The organism is Blastocatellia bacterium, assembly GCA_035275065.1.
In the GTDB taxonomy this organism is placed as follows: Bacteria; Acidobacteriota; Blastocatellia; order UBA7656; family UBA7656; genus DATENM01.
Genome location: DATENM010000018.1, coordinates 101,541 through 116,988, shown reverse-complemented (window position 1 = coordinate 116,988; position 15,448 = coordinate 101,541). Strand labels below are relative to the sequence as shown.

Here is a 15,448-nt window from a genome sequence, read left to right as displayed (position 1 = left end):
AGCGCTACAAGGGTCTCGGCGAGATGAATCCCGAGCAGCTGTGGGAAACCACGATGAACCCGGAGACGCGCACGCTGCTCAAGGTGACCATGGAGGATGCCGTGGGCGCCGACGAGATGTTCACGGTGCTGATGGGTGACGCGGTCGAGCCGCGCCGCGACTTCATCGAGAAGCCCGCGCTCGACGTCGCGAACCTGGATATCTAGACGATGCCGGATCGACAGATCAACGCGCCGATCGAAGAGGAGATGCGGAAGTCCTACCTGGACTACGCGATGTCGGTCATCGTCGGCCGCGCGCTGCCGGACATCCGCGACGGCCTCAAGCCCGTCCACCGTCGAGTGCTCTACACCATGCAGCTGCTCGGCCTTGCGTGGAACCGCGGCTACAAGAAGTCCGCGCGGGTCGTGGGCGACTGCATGGGCAAGTTCCATCCGCACGGCGACTCCGCGATCTACGACACCCTCGTGCGCATGGTGCAGGACTTCTCGCTGCGCTATCCGCTCGTGGACGGGCAGGGCAACTTCGGCTCCATCGACGGCGATCCCGCCGCCGCCATGCGCTACACCGAAGCGCGCATGGCCAAGATCGCGCACGAGATGCTGGCCGACATCGACAAGGACACCGTCGATTTCGTCCCCAACTACGACGACAACGAGCAGGAGCCGGTGGTTCTGCCGGCGCGCGTGCCAAATCTCCTCATCAACGGCTCAGCCGGAATCGCGGTCGGCATGGCGACCAACATCCCGCCGCACAACCTCGGCGAGGTCGTGGACGCGCTCGTGCTCCTGATCGACGATCCGAGCACGGCCGTCGAGCGGCTGATGACGGTGGTCACCGGTCCCGACTTCCCGACCGCAGGCTACATCTACGGAGCCAACGGCATTCGCGAGGCATACACGACCGGTCGCGGCACCATCACCCTGCGCGCCAAGGCGCATGCCGAGAAGGGCCGCGGCGGCCGCGAGTCGATCATCATCAGCGAGCTGCCCTACCAGGTGAACAAGGCGACCCTGATCGAGCGCATCGCGGAGCTGTCGAAGGAAAAGAAGATCGGCGGCATCTCGGAGATTCGCGACGAGACGAATCGCGAGGGCATCCGCGTGGTGCTGGAGCTGGGGCGGGGCGAGATGCCCGAGATCGTTCTGAACCAGCTCTACAAGCACACGCAGATGGAGACGAGCTTCGGCATCATCATGCTGGCGCTGGTCGACCGCCGGCCGCAGGTCGTGAATCTGAAGCAGATGCTCGAGGCGTTCATCAAGTTCCGGCGCGAAGTCGTGACGCGCCGGACGCGCTTCGACCTGGCGCGTGCCGAGGAGCGCGCGCACATCCTGGCCGGGCTGCGGAAGGCCGTGGAGCAGCTCGACCTCGTCATCCGCCTCATCCGGCAGGCCGACAGTCCGGACGCCGCGAAGGACGCGTTGATGCGCCAGCTGGATCTCTCGGAGATCCAGGCCAAGGCCATCCTGGACATGCGGCTGCAGCGGCTCACCCAGCTCGAGCGCCACAAGATCGTGGAGGAGCACGAGCAAGTGCTGGCGCTCATCGACGAGCTGAAGGGCATCCTCGCGTCGGAGGCCAAGCTGATGGCCATCATCAAGCAGGAGCTCCTGGCCGTGAAGGAGGAGTACGCCGACGCGCGGCGGACCCAGATCGTCGACCAGAGCACCGAGCTGACCATCGAGGACCTCCTCGCCGACGAGGAGATGGTGGTCACCATCACGCGCTCGGGCTACATCAAGCGGACGCACGTCGAGTCGTATCGCAGCCAGCGCCGCGGCGGCAAGGGCGTCACCGGCATGGAGACCAAGGAAGAAGATATCGTCGAGGATCTGTTCATCGCCTCGACGCACTCCTATCTTCTCTTCTTCACCAACCTGGGCAAGATCCACTGGCTCAAGGTCCACGAGATTCCCGAGGGCGGGCGCCAGGCGAAGGGCAAGGCCATGGTGAACCTCCTGTCGCTCGGCGAAGGTGAAAGCGTGGCGACGTGCGTGCCGGTGCGCGATTTCGGCGCCGGCGGCTACATCTTGTTCTGCACGAAGCAGGGCAAGGTGAAGAAGACCGAGCTCGAGGCGTATTCGCATCCGCGCGCGGGCGGCATCCAGGCCATCGGCCTCGAGGACGCCGACGAGGTGATCACCGCGCGCCGCACCGACGGCTCGCGCGAGGTGATGATCGCCACCAAGCAAGGCATGGCCATCCGATTCACCGAGGACGAGGTGCGCGCGATGGGCCGCGGCGCGGCCGGCGTGCGCGGGATCGACGTGGACGAGGGCGACGAGGTGATCGCCGCCGACGTCGTGCAGGAGGGAGCGCAGATCCTCACCGTGTCGGAGCGGGGCTACGGCAAGCGGACGCCGCTCGAGGAGTACCGGCTGCAGGGCCGCGCCGGCAAGGGCATCATCGACATCAAGACGGGCGGCCGCAACGGCACCGTGGTCGGCATGCTGCAGGTCCGCGAAAGCGACGACATCCTCATCATCACCACGAAAGGCAAGATCATCCGGATCCCCGCCGGCGAGGTGTCGTCCCAGGGCCGGAACACCATGGGCGTTCGCATCATCGACCTCGATGCCGACGATCGAGTGGGGTCGATCGCGCGGGTCGAGGCCGAGCAGACGCCCGCCGAAGCGCAGTAGCCGCCCGTCCGTGCTGGATCTGCGTCTCATTCGCGAGCAGCCCGAGCAGATCCAGCGCGCGCTGGCCGAGAAGGGCGGTGGCCAGCTCATCCCGGAGATCGTCGAGCGCGACGCCGAGCGCCGCCGGCTCGTCAAGGAAGCCGATGACCTGAAAGCCGAGCGCAACGTGGCGTCCGAGGCGATCGGCCGGGCCAAGCGGCGCGGCGAGGACGCCGCCGCCGAGCAGGCGCGGATGCGCGAGGTCGGTGAGCGCATCAAGGCGCTCGACGTCGAGCTGAAGCGCCTCGATACGGCCCTCGCCGAGCTGCTCGAGCAGGTGCCCAACGTTCCGCATGACTCCGTGCCGCGCGGCAAGGGCGACGACGAGAACGTCGAGGTCCGTCGCTGGGGCACCCCGCGGGCGTTCGACTTTGCGGTCAAGCCTCACGAACAGCTCGGCGAGGCGCTCGGACTCCTGGACCTCGAGCGTGCGACGCGGATGGCCAAGTCCCGGTTCTCCATCCTCTGGGGCGCCGCCGCGCGTCTCGAGCGAGCGCTGGGGCTGTTCATGCTCGACCTCCACACGCGAGAGCACGGCTACACGGAGCTCTGGCTGCCACACCTGGTGAGCGGGGAGACGATGCTCCGCACCGGCCAGCTGCCGAAGTTCGAGGAACAGCTGTTCAAGACGGTTGAAGCCGACGAGCAGCGCCTGCTCTACCTCATCCCGACCGCGGAGGTGCCGCTGACGGCGCTCCACAGCGGTGAGGTGCTGCCGGAGAGCACGCTTCCGCGGCGCTACACCGCCTTCACGCCGTGCTACCGGCGGGAAGCGGGCACGTACGGCAAGGACATGAAAGGCATGTTCCGCCAGCACCAGTTCGACAAGGTCGAGCTGGTGAAGATCACGCGCCCCGAAGATTCCTTCGATGAGCTGGAGAAGCTGACCGGTGACGCTGAAACGGTGCTTGAGCGGTTGGGCCTCGCGTACCGTCGGGTGGCGCTGGCGACCGGCGACATGGGATTCTCGGCGGCCAAGACCTACGATCTGGAAGTGTGGCTGCCATCACAGAACACCTACCGTGAGATTTCTTCTTGCTCGAACTGCACGGACTTTCAAGCGCGGCGCGCGCAGATTCGCTTTCGCCGCGAGCAGAAGGCGAAGGTTGAGTTCGCGCATACGCTCAACGGCTCGGGACTGGCCATCGGTCGTTTGTGGTTGGCGTTACTTGAGAACTATCAACAGGCGGATGGCAGCGTGATGATACCTGAAGCCTTGCGTGATTATGTCGGGCTTGAGCGGATCGCGGCAGCGGGGTGAAAGAAAGCGGGCCATCATACGTCAACGCCGAAGCCGTAGAGAGGGTTCTGACTCGGTTTTCGGGCGCGAGCGCGGCGGCGATCATCGCGCGCCTGGGAGGTGAGGTTCCCGGCGCAAAAGGAAAATGACCGCACAACCAACGCCCGTGCAAGACCAATTCGGCGTCGCGTATGATGGCCCAAAAAGAGAGCACCATCAGGCGTCTCAAGCTTCCGACCATTCTATAGCAATGGCCGTGCCAGCCGGCTTCGGTAGAAAAACACTTCATAAATCGGCGTTTTTTGGCCATTTTAGGGTAGGCCGTTGATCGCAGCGCCTTCAGTTTGACCTTCTTGCCTGACCTGTCTCCGTGCTTTTGACCGAAGGATAAAATCACGCCGAGCGGCGCGCAAAGATCGCCACCCGCCGCGCCGCGCTCTGCGGGATGGCGTGCGCTTGTATCGTGAAGTCTGCGGCCAGCCGCGCCGTCAGCTTGTCGAGCAACTCGGTCGCGCAGTAGAGCATAAAGCGTTGCCGCGCGCTCATGCGCTCGGCGACCTTCGGCAAGATTTCTTCGGCGCGGTCGAGCGCGCGGCTGGTCAGCAGGTCGAAAGCCGAGAGGTCAAACGACTCGACGCGCGCCGTCTTGATGTCAACGTTGGCAAGGCCGAGCGCATCGCGGGCTTCGGCGAGGAAGAGCGATTTCTTCTGGTTCGCTTCAAGCGCGGTGACTCGCAGGTCGGGACGCAGGACGGCGAGCGGGATGGCCGGGAAGCCGGCGCCGCTGCCGATGTCGAGCAGGGTTTGCGCCGCGCCAACGAAGCGCCCGCCCGCAAGCGAGTCGGCGTAATGCAAGCGCGCGGCTTCGTCAGGTCCGGTAATCCGTGTCAGGTTGGTGCGCCGGTTCCACGCCAGCATCATGCGGTAATGCGCGACGAGCTGCGCTTGCTGCGCCTCGCTCACGCCGTCGATCTGGTAATCGGCCAAGGCCGATGTAAGCGCCGTTACAAATTCCTCAATGCCGCCTTGCGGCGCGCGGTTGCTCATCACGTCACTCGAATCTTTTATTGAGAGCGGCGCTACGACCTAAGGGGATGGCTAATGCCGCCGCATCTTGTGAATGCCGCGCCGATGCCTGTGCCTGAGCGAATGGCGGCCCGTAACCGAAGCCGCATAGACAGAGCGCCGATGCCGTATGACCGAAGGCTTCGGCCCGCGCCCGTCCAGACGCCCATCGCGGGCGTCGTGGCCATTGACAAACTTCACGGCTTTCTTATCCTGGCCGCGGCCATGCCCGCGCCCTTGCGCGAAGCCCTGGATGGGAAACAGAAACGCCAAAACCAGCATCGAGACCACCCACGCCTGAGCCGTGCGCCTGAGCAATAATCTCTTCATGCAATCCTCCAGACTCACGCGCGTCCTGACGAGCTATTGTATCAACAATCGTGCCAACTCTGCCTGCAACCGACACGGCGACGCGGCCCCATAAAGTAACGCCGGCTCATTGCGCTCTGGACCGAATGCGCGATGAGCCGGCGTCAGGTGATGATGCGACGCAAGTCGCATCACCGAAGCGTCGAGTTAGTTGCCGGCGACGAAATGTTGGCGGTAGTGATCGAGCGCGTAAGCCATCCAGGCGCGCGTCACCGGGTCAGCCGGCTTCACCTGCGCGTGCAGGACCGGCGCGAGGTCGAACGGCCCTTGCGTCAGGCTGAAGCTCGCTTGCAGGATGCCGTCATTCAAAGCGATCTGCACGTAACCGCGCAGCGCCGGCGCGATGCTGCCATTGTCGTCTACCGCAATCGTCTGCCCGTTGTAGTTCGCCGTCACAGGGGTTCCGGCCAGCGCCTTGGCCTGCGCGTCCTGACCGAGGGCGCGCACCAGCGCCACCGCCAGGTCGAGCCGCGTGATCGTCCCCGTGGGATTAAAGGTCGAGCCGCTGGCGCTCATCATCCCCGCGGGCGTGAAGTTCCAATCGCGCAGCGTCGAGCCACTGGCGGTCACGGCTTCGGCAATCGGCGCGAGGTCGGCTGTGACGTCTGTGAACTTCGCGGTTGCGCCGAGCGACTGGCGCAGCGGCGTGTTCAGCATCAGGTGGCGGGCGAAGTCGTCGCGCGTCACCGATGCATCGGGCCGGAAGCTGCCGTCGGCGAACAGGTCCATCTGCCGGTTCAACAGGGCGTTGCGGATCTGCTGTTCAGCCGCATGACCCGCGATGTCGGCCACCGTTTGCAGCGTGACCGTGGCGCGCTCGATCTTGCCATCCACGCGTTCGGGCACCGCAAGCCCGGCAGGCGAGCAGGCGCACTGATCGGCGACGGTGGTGCCGCGCAGGCCGCGTACTTCGGCGATCCATTCGCCGGCCACAGGGAATTTGACGACCACCTGGCGGTACGGCGAATCGAGCACAGGCAGAGTCAAGCCGCTGCTGTAACCGCAATCGAGGTCGTTGCAGCCCGGCGGGTAGAGAACCAGGCCGAGCGAATTGCCCGTCTGATCGGTTGCCGCCGAGTTGCCAAAATTAATCGTCACGCTCAACAGCCCTAAACCCGGCTCCACTGTGAAGTGATAGGTGTTGGCGCTGGTCGGCCCGGGGACTTGCGGCAGGAACGGGTCAATCGCAAACGTCTCAGGGTTGCCGGGATTGAGCCACGTCGTCGTGAGCTGCGCGTTGAACGGCGGCACGACGAAGCTGCCATAGTTCTTCGAGCGGTTAAAGACGGTGTCGACCGCCGCATAGGCGTTGATGTAGCCGGAGCCGACTTCGAACTCGTCATAGCCCGGCATGCGCGTGGCGGTCTTTTGCATGATCTGCTTGATGTCGTCGGGCGAGAGCGTCGGGTCGGCGTCGAGCATCAGCGCCGCTACGCCCGCGACAAACGGCGTCGCCATCGAAGTGCCGCTGATCTGCGTGTAGAAAGGCACGTAGTTGATTGGGATTTCGGTGTCATCGGTCGTGCCATTCGCTACGACGTTGCTGAGCGCGCGCGTCGAGATGACCGCGGCTGAGAATTTATTGGCGTTCGCATCGAACTCGCGACCGGTGCCGGGAGCGACCAGGCTCGGCGCGTCGTAATCGTTGTTCGGGTCGCTGTCAGCCAGCCGCTGCTCTTTGGGCGTGCCGCGCGACGAGAAGCCCGCCAGGCCGCCTTCCTTGGTGCCCGCGCCGACGCCGATCACCCACGGCGCTTTGGCGTAAGGATTCATAGTGTCCCAGCCGGGCCCGGCGTTGCCGGCGGCGAAACAGACGATGATGTTCAGGTCATGCGCCAGCTTGCTCGCGACATTGATCGGGTCGTCGGGATCGAAAGCGCCGCCGCCGCCCCACGAGTTCGAGATGACGCGGATGTTGTAATTGTTGGTGAACTGGTTGGTGATGGACCACTCGAAGCCGCCGAGCGCGTTCAGGATGAAGAGGCCGGCGCCCGAGCCGACGCCAATCAGCTTGGCACCCGGCGCTACGCCTGCGTAACGCCCGCCCGATTGCTGGCCGCTGGCGCCGACGATGCCGGCGCAGTGCGTGCCGTGGCCGACGTGTGTGTCGGTGTCGGGAACGCCTTCGACGACGAGCAGCGGGGTGAAGCCATTAAGCTCCGGCGTGGCGACCAGCGTGTTGTTGAACTGCTCGTCGGTGATGATCTGCACGTTTTGAATGACGTGCTCGGGGTAATGCAGATCGGCATGCGTCGCGTCTATCCCTGAGTCGTTGATCACCACAGAGAAGTTGCCCTGGCCGGCGATGGGCAGGCCGCCGTTGATGCGCGTGAAGGTGGTGTCCGTGCGGATTTTGTTGACACCTGTGAGCATGCTGGTTTCGTTGTCGAGATAATGGAGCCGGGTGTTGGCCCAGATCGAACGGACGGCGCTGTTGGCCGCGAGCGCCTTGACCTGTCCGGCGGTTGCCAGCACCGCCGCCATGCCGAGGTGCTGGTAAGTAATTCCTTTGGTGATGCCGACGGCGCGCAAAGCGTTCAAGTGCGCGGCGCCGAGGCCGCTATTGGTGTTGAATGCGACGATGACCACGCCGACGCTCGCCGTATCCGGCGTGTTCTGAAGTCGGGCGGCCAGCGCCGGGCTGAGCCGTGCAGCCGAAGCCATGATGGTGAGTGTGCAAATTAAGCAAATGGCGAAAATCGTATGTCGAAGCGTTGCTAACATAATCTTTTGTCCCCCCTTACAAATTGAGAGCCCAGCCCTTATGGACCTTATTTCCCCCGCTCTCAAGGCCAGGATAAAGAAGGACTATTGGCCAATCCTTGAATTAAACTTGAACCGCGCCGGCGCGCGCCCCAGAGGCCGTGCGGTGGTGGTGCAAGTTAGCGCCAACGTGTAAAATCTTCGCCATCTCAAGCTCAATTGAAGGGGGAAGGCTATGGCTAAACGATTTCGCGCCGAATTGATTCAGGACGATAACACCACGGCGACCGCCATCACGATTCCTTTTGACGTGCAGAAAGTCTTCGGCGCGCGCGGGCGCGTGCCGGTGCGCGGCACGATCAATGGCTATGCCTATCGCAGCTCGATCTTTACGATGGGTGGTGAGACATTCATGGTGGTCAACAAGCAGATGCGCGCCGGCGCAGGGGTCAACGCCGGCGATGTGGTCAGCGTCGTCATGGAGCGCGACGACGAGCCGCGCACCATCGAACCGCCGGCGGATTTGGCGCGCGTCTTGAAAGCCAACCGTGAGGCGAAGGCCGGGTGGGATAAACTGAGCTACACGCACCGCAAAGAAATCGCTCTGGCCATCGAAGACGCCAAGAAACCTGAAACCCGCGCCCGCCGCATCGACAAAGCAATTGCCGAGCTGACGGCGAAAGCGCAGGCGAAACGATGAGCAATGGCCTGATACGACAAAGACGCGAAGGCAGGCGCTTTGCGCGCGGCGCGGCGGCGCTCGTATAATGCGTTATGAGCCACGAACATGAAACGGTTCTCATCCTCGACTTCGGCGGACAGTACACGCAGTTGATCGCGCGGCGCGTGCGCGAGCTTGGCGTCTATTCCGAAATCGTTCCCTTCAACACTTCGATTGACGAGCTGCGCCGCCGCAGGCCGCGCGGGCTGATCCTGTCGGGCGGCCCGTCGTCCGTCTATGAAGCGGGCGCGCCACACCCCGATCCGGCAGTGCTAGGTCTGGGTGTGCCGGTGCTGGGCATCTGCTACGGCGTGCAGTTGATGGCTTACTTTCTCGATGGCGAAGTGCGGCCTTCGTCGCGCCGCGAGTATGGCCATGCCGAGCTTGAGGTGAAGTCGGGCAGTCGCTTGCTCGCGGGCATCCCCTCGCCTGTGAAAGCCTGGATGAGTCACGGCGATTATGTCAGCCGCCCGCCCGCCGGATTCGAGGTGACGGCGACGACGGACGCCGCCATCGGCGCGGTCGAAGACACCGCGCGCGGCCTCTACGGCGTGCAGTTCCACCCGGAAGTCGCGCACACGCCGCAAGGCAAAGAAGTCCTGCGCAACTTCCTGATTAACGTCTGCCACCTGCGCGGCGACTGGACGATGGCTTCATTCATCGAGACCACCGTGGCCGAGATTCGCGCTAAAGTCGGCGAGGGTCATGCGGTGTGCGGGCTGTCGGGCGGCGTTGATTCGTCGGTCGCGGCGGCGCTGGTGGCGCGGGCGATAGGCGACCGGCAGACATGCATCTTTGTGGATACCGGGCTGCTGCGCAAGGACGAATTTGCCGAAGTGCTTGAAGCCTATCGCGAGATGGATTTGAATGTCGTCGGCGTGGCGGCGGGCGAGCGTTTCTTGACGCGGCTGGCAGGCGTCAGCGATCCTGAGCGCAAACGCAAGATCATCGGCAACGAGTTCATCGAAGTCTTTCAGGAAGAGGCGCGGCGGCTTGGCCCGGTCGAATATCTCGTGCAGGGCACGCTTTACCCGGATGTCATCGAATCGGTTTCCGTCAAAGGCCCATCGGCGGTCATCAAGTCGCATCACAACGTCGGCGGCTTGCCTGAGAAGATGCACCTGAAGTTGATCGAGCCGTTGCGCGAGCTGTTCAAAGATGAAGTGCGGCGCGTGGGCCGCGAGCTGGGCTTGCCGGAAGAGATTATCGGGCGGCAGCCATTTCCGGGGCCGGGTCTTGCGGTGCGCATTCTGGGAGAAGTGACGCCCGACCGCGTTGCGCTCTTGCAGGAAGCCGATGCCGTGGTCATCGAAGAGATTCGCCGCGCAGACCTCTACGACCAGATATGGCAAGCCTTCGCCGTGTTGCTGCCGGTGTCGTCGGTCGGCGTGATGGGCGACAACCGCACCTACGAGAACACCATTGCCGTGCGCGCCGTTGATTCGCTCGACGGCATGACCGCCGACTGGGTGCGCCTGCCTTACGACGTGCTGCAACGCATCTCCTCGCGCATCGTCAGCGAAGTGCGCGGCGTCAACCGCGTCGTCTACGATGTCAGCAGCAAGCCGCCCTCGACAATTGAGTGGGAGTAGCCGAGACGCGGCGACGCGGCGACACGGCGACGCGGTGAAGGACAGAAAGCTGATCGGCTTCCCCTCGGTGACTTTTGCGCCCCCCGGCGGTTATACTCATAGCTTCACGTAGCAGTCAGATGTAGGATGGTGTAGGCGTCCGTGAGCGTCCATTATGGCGAAACTCACCAGACTGATCGGCGAAGTGCTGGACGGCAAGTACCAGCTCGACAAGCAGCTCGGGCAGGGCGGCATGGGTGCTGTGTATCGCGCCACGCACCTCGGCACCAAGCGCCCCGTGGCGCTCAAAGTCATCGCCCCGCAGTTCATGGCGAACACCGAATTCGTCGAGCGCTTTCGCCGCGAGGCCGAAGCCGCCGGACGCCTGCGCCACCCCAACGTGGTCAATGTTACAGACTTCGGATTCGCGCAGGTGGGCCGCGATCCGGTAGCTTATCTGGTGATGGAATACCTCGACGGCGGCTCGCTCGGCGATATGCTGAAAGAGCGCAAGCGGCTGCCGCTGCCGCTGGTCACAGACATTCTTGAGCAGATCTGTCTGGCCGTCGGCAACGCTCACAAATTCGGCGTCATTCACCGCGACCTGAAGCCGGATAATATCTGGCTGCAACCCGACGGGCGCGGCGGCTACATCGCCAAGGTGCTCGACTTCGGGCTGGCCAAGCTGCGCGACCCGAACGAGCTTCAACTGAGCGACGACGCGCCGGCGAGCGCAACGCAGGCGACGACGCGCGTCACTAACCGCGACACCCGTAACTTGACGACAGGCACGGCAACCACCGCCGGCCAGAATGCCCGCACCCATCTTCAGACGGATGCGCCGGGCGCGGCGACGGCCATTGCCGCCGAGTCGCAAACGGCGGTGAACGCCGACGACGGCGCGACGCTGATTCAGCCTGCCGCGTCGGCCTCGGTCATCGAAGACGGCGCGACGCTGATCCAATCCGAAACCGCGACCCCGGCGGTCGGCGAAGAGGGCGCGACGCTCATTCACACGGATGTAGCGAATCCAACGCCGACGACCGGCGCCGGCTCAATACCGTCGAGCAGCTCGGCGATGAACAGCTTGAGCAATGACACTTCATCGGCTGACATCACTCGCGCCGGCTCGATCATGGGCACGCCGGTTTATATGTCGCCCGAGCAGTGCCGTAGCGAGGCGCTCGACGCGCGCTCGGACATTTATAGCCTCGGCGTCATCGTCTATCAGGCGCTGGCCGGCGAAGCGCCCTTCAAAGGCGACATGACGGCGTTGATGCGCAAGCATTGCGAGGAGACGCCGCCGCCGCTTCAGGACAAGCGCCCGGACGTCCCCGCTTCGGTTGCCGGTCTGGTGATGACGACGCTGGCGAAGAACCCCGCGGAGCGCCCGCCGAACGCCGAGGCTTTGGCCAGCGCCTTTCGCGCCACCGCCGAAGGCGAAGCGCAAATCCTGCGCGCCGCCAAGGCGCATTACTACACCGCGCAGCGCATCTTCTTTTTGCTGTCGCTGTTGGTCTATGGGCCGTTTGCGCTCTTGAGCTTTGTGTCGAGCATGGCGCTCAATCGCTGGCTGGCGAATTCGCCCGCGGCAACGCTGGCCTTCTACATTGCGCTCTATCTGGTCGTGCTGCTGGCGACGCGTGTGAACATCGCCGCCTGTACCGTGGCGCTCGCCGAGCTGCGGCATCAATCGTCTGCCGCCGTGAAGCTCAGAGCCATTGTCGGCGCTCTCAAAGGCCGCCTGCCGGCGCTCGTCGCCACCATCGCGTCGCAGTTCGCTCGCGTCCTCTTCGGGCTGGTGCAACTGCTGGTGCCCGGCGCGCGCGCTTATGTGACGTATTCGTTCGCGCCTGCGGTGGCGGTGGCCGAAGGCATGAGCGGCGGCGCGGCGCTGCGAAGGTCGAAGCAGTTGATCGGCCCTTTGCGCTCAATCGCCGCCGCCTTGCTGGCGCGCGATTTCGGCATCGGCCTGTCGTCGCTGCTGGTCTTTCCGTTCATCACCGTGTTGATGGCGATGATCTTCGGCGGCACGCGCGCCGACGCCCTGGCGACGATGAGGGTGCCGACGATCCGAAACTTCATCGTCGTCTACTGCTGGTTCTTGCTGACGGTCATGCACACGGTCTATGGGGCTGTGCCGATTGCGGCGCTCTACTTCAAAGCGCGACAGGCGCGCGGCGAGATGCTCGACGAGCGCGGCACCCGTGACTGGCAGGCCGAAGCCGTCAAGCGGCCTGGCCGCATGAGCCGCGCGGCGATCATCTGGCTGGTCGCGCCGCTGCTGATGCTGTCGTACATGCTGCTGACTTCGTTCGCAGGCTTCGGCGAAGACTCTTTGATCGAAGCCGTGCATAAAGGCCGGCAGCAGATGATTGCGCGGCGGCTGGCGGCGGGCGCCAATCCGAATGACGGTCGCATGGGCACGACCTTGCTGATGTTCGCCGCGAAAGATGGGCAGGCCGGCATCGCGCAGGACTTATTGAACGCAGGGGCTAAGCCCGATGCCAGGGACGGTGACGGTGACACGCCATTGATGTACGCGGCTCTGGACAACCGGGCCGAGGTGGCAAGCGTCTTGCTCAAGGCCGGCGCGGACGTGAACGCCAGGAACAACAAAGGCGATACGCCGCTGCTGGGCGCGGCGCTCAGGGGCCGCGCCGAAGTGGTCCGGCTGCTGCTCGCCGCCGGGGCCGATGTCGGCGCGAAGAACCAGAAAGGCCAGACGGCATTATCGCTTGCCGAGCAAGAGGGTCACGCGGAGATCATCCGCATGCTCAAGGACGCGGCGGCCACAAGCAGTAAGCCGGATTGAGCGATTCAAGCTTGAGATTACCGATTATGGAAAGTCTGCAACCCGCGCCGGTCAAGCCGGTCATTTCGTCTGCCGATGTCGAGAAGCTCGATGTGCGCGTCGGCACCATCGTGCGCGTCGAAGAGGTGAAAGGCTCGGACAAGCTGTTGAAGCTGACGGTTGATTTCGGCGACCATCAGCGGACGATACTCGCGGGGATGAGGCAGGAGCGCGCCGACCCGCAAGAGGTGGCGGGCCGGCAGGCGCTGTTTGTCGTCAACCTTGCGCCGAAGCGCATGCGGGGCGAGACCAGCGAAGGCATGTTGTTCGACATCGGCTATGCCGATGGCTTGACGCCGGCGCTCGCGGTGCCGGAACGCGCGGTGCCGAACGGCGCACGCGCCGGCTGAAGGTGAGGGGAACAGGGCGCAGATGTGGCGCAAGCTGTTAGCTTGCGCATTGAGAGACGCAAGCTAACAGCTTGCGCCACATGAATCAGGAGGTGAAGCGTGCCGCAGACATCAATGAAAACCGGGGCATTTCAGGACTACGTTACGGTTGCCGAGCGAATCGAGAAGTTTTATGAGCGCTACCCTGAAGGCCGCCTCATCACGCACATTGTCGAGCATGACGCCGAGCGCGGCTTCATCCTGATGCGCGCCGAAGTCTACCGCAACGCCGACGACGCGCTGCCCGCGGCCACCGGCCATGCTTACGAGTTAAAGACAGAGGGTTACGTTCAACGCACCAGCTATATTGAGGTATGCGAGACATCAGCGATAGGCCGGGCGCTGGCGATGGCCGGGTTTGAAGTGCGGCGCGGCATCGCCAGCCGCGAGGAGATGGAGAAAGCAGCGCGCCGAGCAGAGCCGCCGCGCGAGCGCCAGAAACCGGCGCCCACTGCGCCGCCACCGGTTGCCGCCACAAGCCCGCTCGCCGCGCCCGCCGCGCCTCCTGCGGCCCCGGCCAGTCAGCCGGCCGGTGACGAGCAGAAGCAGGAGATCCTTGACCTGCTCGAAGACCTGCGCCCCGGCGACCGCCGCGCCCAGCGCCGCATGCTGGTCGAGATGACCGGCAAGGAATCGCGCGACGACCTGACGCAGAAGGAAGCCACCGACCTGATTACCAAGCTCCGCAAAGAGGTCGAAGAGGGCAGCATCTAGGCCAATCGCCGCACCAGCATAATGGGTTTCGCCGGGTGGCGGTCGAGCACCAGAAAGCGCGCCTCGAAATCATCGGGCTGCGCGCCATCGCGCAGATCAACAATCGCCAGTTGCGCGTCGGGTATGCGCTCGGGCGAGCCGAAGACGCGGTAACGCGAAGCGCGCACCGAAGTCAGCTTAATGTCGATGTCCATCGAACGCTCGGCTTCCGGCAGGGTCAGCAATTTCATTGCAGTGGTCCTTCGGCCTGCTGCCTACAACGCTTCAACCAATCGCGGCAGCTCTGAGTAGTTATCAATGACAAAATCGGCGAGCGTCGTTTCGCCGTCCTGCATCGGCGTGATGCCTGTAAAGCGGATCGCCAGGTAACCGGCTTGCTTCGCGCCGACGACGTCAGTGAATTCAAGGTCGCCGATGTGCGCCATCTCAGTCGGCGCCGCGCCGAGCCGGGCGGCGGTCTTTTCAAAAACCTCGCGGTGCGGCTTTGAGCGTCCCGCTTCGTCAGAGAAGACCAGCGAATCGAAAGCGCCGAGCAGATGGTTATCCGCGAGCACCTGTTTAAGGATGCGCCCCGGAGAAAAACCGACATCCGAGATAATGCCCAGCCGATAACGGCTCGCCAGACGCTCGACCGCCGCCCGCGCCCCTTCGACCAGCACCGGCGGATGTTCGAGAATGCCTTCTTCGACGGCTCTGACGGTTTCGGCCATCACCTCGTCGGGCACACAGGCTTCGAGGTGAGCGAGGATGCGGCCCAGCCGCTCGGCGGTCGTGAGCGTGCGATACTGGCCGCGCCAGATCTGCTCGTGTGATGTGGATTCGATATGGCAGGCGGCTTCGAGTTGCGCGCCGCTGAAATCGCCGCAATCGCGCAAGGCCGCTTCGAGCAAGCGCAGGCGGCGCTGCTTGTAGAGCGCAAAGCCGCCCGGCGGCTCGGTGAACAAAGTATTCCAGAAATCGAAAGAGATCGCCCGTATCATCACGCCGCCCGGCCCTCCTTTGTCTTACGCTGGTATATTGCCAGCCGCGCCGGCAAGATTCCAAGGTGCTGGCCGAGTCGGTGAATGAAGCGCCGCGCAAATTCACATTCGCCGCGGCAAGTGGTATAACATTGGCCGTCCATGCAGTCAGACTTTCC

13 protein-coding genes are annotated in these 15,448 nt (G+C 64.1%); 8 read left to right on the top strand and 5 right to left on the bottom strand.

Annotation, left to right across the window (positions count from 1 at the left end):
• From VJ464_03780 to serS, 3 genes are all read left to right on the top strand, one after another.
• Positions 1–206: DNA topoisomerase IV subunit B (locus tag VJ464_03780; GenBank protein HKQ04226.1), on the top strand; the 206-nt coding region annotated here is incomplete at its 5' end.
• Between the two features lie 3 nt (positions 207–209).
• Positions 210–2,645 carry a DNA gyrase subunit A gene (gene gyrA / locus VJ464_03775; protein HKQ04225.1) on the top strand — a complete coding sequence of 812 codons (2,436 nt, stop codon included), beginning with the start codon at positions 210–212 and terminating at the stop codon, positions 2,643–2,645.
• Between the two features lie 10 nt (positions 2,646–2,655).
• Positions 2,656–3,945: a serine--tRNA ligase gene (serS, locus tag VJ464_03770; GenBank protein HKQ04224.1), complete on the top strand. Its 1,290-nt coding sequence runs from the start codon at positions 2,656–2,658 to the stop codon at positions 3,943–3,945.
• A gap of 372 nt (positions 3,946–4,317) precedes the next feature.
• Here serS and rsmG read toward each other — a convergent pair whose 3' ends face one another.
• The 3 genes from rsmG to VJ464_03755 all read right to left on the bottom strand — a co-directional run bounded on the left by rsmG (position 4,318) and on the right by VJ464_03755 (position 8,082).
• Positions 4,318–4,971 carry a 16S rRNA (guanine(527)-N(7))-methyltransferase RsmG gene (rsmG, locus tag VJ464_03765; GenBank protein HKQ04223.1) on the bottom strand — a complete coding sequence of 218 codons (654 nt, stop codon included), beginning with the start codon at positions 4,969–4,971 and terminating at the stop codon, positions 4,318–4,320.
• A 51-nt stretch (positions 4,972–5,022) separates the two neighbouring features.
• On the bottom strand, positions 5,023–5,319 hold the full coding sequence (locus tag VJ464_03760; GenBank protein HKQ04222.1) for a hypothetical protein: 297 nt from the start codon (positions 5,317–5,319) through the stop codon (positions 5,023–5,025).
• A 186-nt stretch (positions 5,320–5,505) separates the two neighbouring features.
• On the bottom strand, positions 5,506–8,082 hold the full coding sequence (locus VJ464_03755) for a S8 family serine peptidase (protein ID HKQ04221.1): 2,577 nt from the start codon (positions 8,080–8,082) through the stop codon (positions 5,506–5,508).
• A gap of 214 nt (positions 8,083–8,296) precedes the next feature.
• On the opposite strand from VJ464_03755, the gene VJ464_03750 reads away from it, so the two are divergent.
• From VJ464_03750 to VJ464_03730, 5 genes are all read left to right on the top strand, one after another.
• The gene (locus VJ464_03750) at positions 8,297–8,761 is read left to right on the top strand and encodes a YdeI/OmpD-associated family protein (GenBank protein HKQ04220.1); all 465 of its coding nucleotides are present in this window, start codon (positions 8,297–8,299) and stop codon (positions 8,759–8,761) included.
• 74 nt (positions 8,762–8,835) lie between these two features.
• Positions 8,836–10,374 (top strand): glutamine-hydrolyzing GMP synthase, encoded by a 1,539-nt coding sequence (gene guaA, locus VJ464_03745; GenBank protein ID HKQ04219.1) that lies wholly within the window; start codon positions 8,836–8,838, stop codon positions 10,372–10,374.
• A gap of 154 nt (positions 10,375–10,528) precedes the next feature.
• A complete protein-coding gene (locus VJ464_03740; GenBank protein HKQ04218.1) occupies positions 10,529–13,168 on the top strand; it encodes a protein kinase in 2,640 nt (879 codons plus the stop codon).
• 35 nt (positions 13,169–13,203) lie between these two features.
• A complete protein-coding gene (locus VJ464_03735; protein ID HKQ04217.1) occupies positions 13,204–13,557 on the top strand; it encodes a tRNA-binding protein in 354 nt (117 codons plus the stop codon).
• Between the two features lie 114 nt (positions 13,558–13,671).
• Positions 13,672–14,310, top strand: a complete 639-nt coding sequence (locus VJ464_03730; protein HKQ04216.1) for a hypothetical protein — start codon at positions 13,672–13,674, stop codon at positions 14,308–14,310.
• On the opposite strand, the gene VJ464_03725 is transcribed toward VJ464_03730, so the two are convergent.
• Both VJ464_03725 and VJ464_03720 read right to left on the bottom strand, forming a co-directional pair.
• Positions 14,307–14,540, bottom strand: coding sequence for a hypothetical protein (locus tag VJ464_03725; protein HKQ04215.1), 234 nt, complete (start codon positions 14,538–14,540; stop codon positions 14,307–14,309). The two genes, VJ464_03730 and VJ464_03725, sit on opposite strands and share 4 nt — an antisense overlap.
• Positions 14,541–14,564: 24 nt before the next feature.
• The gene (locus VJ464_03720; GenBank protein HKQ04214.1) at positions 14,565–15,290 is read right to left on the bottom strand and encodes an HAD family hydrolase; all 726 of its coding nucleotides are present in this window, start codon (positions 15,288–15,290) and stop codon (positions 14,565–14,567) included.
• Positions 15,291–15,448: the final 158 nt, after the last annotated feature.

What these genes read in the sequence shown, in the direction of transcription:
- gyrA (HKQ04225.1), top strand. Translation starts at nt 210, where the DNA reads ATGCCGGATCGACAGATCAACGCGCCGATCGAAGAGGAGATGCGGAAG.
- rsmG (HKQ04223.1), bottom strand. Translation starts at nt 4,971, where the DNA reads ATGAGCAACCGCGCGCCGCAAGGCGGCATTGAGGAATTTGTAACGGCG.
- VJ464_03740 (HKQ04218.1), top strand. Translation starts at nt 10,529, where the DNA reads ATGGCGAAACTCACCAGACTGATCGGCGAAGTGCTGGACGGCAAGTAC.
- VJ464_03755 (HKQ04221.1), bottom strand. Translation starts at nt 8,082, where the DNA reads ATGTTAGCAACGCTTCGACATACGATTTTCGCCATTTGCTTAATTTGC.
- VJ464_03720 (HKQ04214.1), bottom strand. Translation starts at nt 15,290, where the DNA reads ATGATACGGGCGATCTCTTTCGATTTCTGGAATACTTTGTTCACCGAG.
- VJ464_03730 (HKQ04216.1), top strand. Translation starts at nt 13,672, where the DNA reads ATGAAAACCGGGGCATTTCAGGACTACGTTACGGTTGCCGAGCGAATC.
- VJ464_03750 (HKQ04220.1), top strand. Translation starts at nt 8,297, where the DNA reads ATGGCTAAACGATTTCGCGCCGAATTGATTCAGGACGATAACACCACG.
- VJ464_03760 (HKQ04222.1), bottom strand. Translation starts at nt 5,319, where the DNA reads ATGAAGAGATTATTGCTCAGGCGCACGGCTCAGGCGTGGGTGGTCTCG.
- VJ464_03725 (HKQ04215.1), bottom strand. Translation starts at nt 14,540, where the DNA reads ATGAAATTGCTGACCCTGCCGGAAGCCGAGCGTTCGATGGACATCGAC.
- guaA (HKQ04219.1), top strand. Translation starts at nt 8,836, where the DNA reads ATGAGCCACGAACATGAAACGGTTCTCATCCTCGACTTCGGCGGACAG.